General features: G+C 58.1%; 2 protein-coding genes. Both read right to left on the bottom strand.

Features of this window, described 5'->3' with window-relative positions; translation table 11 throughout:
* Window positions 1-363: GNAT family N-acetyltransferase (locus AC1DYI_RS36850; RefSeq protein ID WP_477209026.1), on the bottom strand; the 363-nt coding region annotated here is incomplete at its 3' end.
* 106 nt (window positions 364-469) lie between these two features.
* Window positions 470-871: a hypothetical protein gene (locus AC1DYI_RS36845; RefSeq protein WP_477209025.1), complete on the bottom strand. Its 402-nt coding sequence runs from the start codon at window positions 869-871 to the stop codon at window positions 470-472.
* Window positions 872-973: the final 102 nt, after the last annotated feature.

Genomic DNA, 973 nt, shown 5'->3' with positions numbered 1-973 from the left:
GGCTAGGCTTGAATTGACAGTGAATTGACCTGCACCGCCGAGTAGCCCGGCATGTGCAAGAGCGAATCGCCAAAGCGCCGAGCCCAGGCCCTTGCCTTGGTGTGCGTGATTCACAAAGAACTGACCAATGTAGTTGTCGTTGCGAACCATGATCATGCCCTGAACTTGACCATCGACCTCTGCAACGACATAGAAGCGCGTTGGCATCTCCATGTATTTGGCCAGTTCACTCGGCGACATCGATGCATAGAAGCGTTGAGCTTCTTCTCCTTCCGGGTCAACCAGCATGTCGCCGACGAGGCTGAGTACAAGTGCGCTGACAGCGGTGGCGTCGGTTGGCGTTGCGAGGCGAAGGGTGTACATGCGCAAGTTGGATTTCAGTGATGCCTAACGTTCGACGTAAGGGGCCTGCCGCAGGCAGGTCCCCTTGACGGAGGGGTTAGGCGTCGCCGTGGATAGCTGGCGCTGCCTACCTTGGGCGTTCTGCATCTTCACGATTGTGCAGGTTAAAGACGTTGCCGCGCCCATACTTGGCCTCAAGCTTTAGGCTTGCATCATTCAAATTCTCGGCGCAGACGGCGACTCGAATACCTGTTGAATTGTCTGCTTGCTGCCAAACTACGGCGTGGTACAGCCTTCCACTGGATGGCCGGTCAACTTCACCGATGGCGAGAGTTGCCAGACCCCAGGATTTGCCGCCCAGATGGAACTCGACCTCATAGGCTGCTGCGCGAGAGCCTTGCCGGTGAACTGCTACGACAGCACCTGTCGTGCCCGCCTCGACCACCCGCGTTGCGGGATCGCCAATCAACTGAGCTGTGGTGTCGACAAGCGACACTACAACATCGTTTTCGGCGATGAGCTGTTGCATTTGCGACGCTTAACGTTCGACGTAAGGGGCGGCCGCAAGTGGGCGAAGCCCGCTTGTGGACGTCCCCTTGACGGAGGGGTTAGCCATCGGCTGCCGCAGGAG

The organism is Ideonella sp. P3_A4 (genome assembly GCF_056403075.1).
This window is presented reverse-complemented; position numbering and strand designations above follow the sequence as displayed.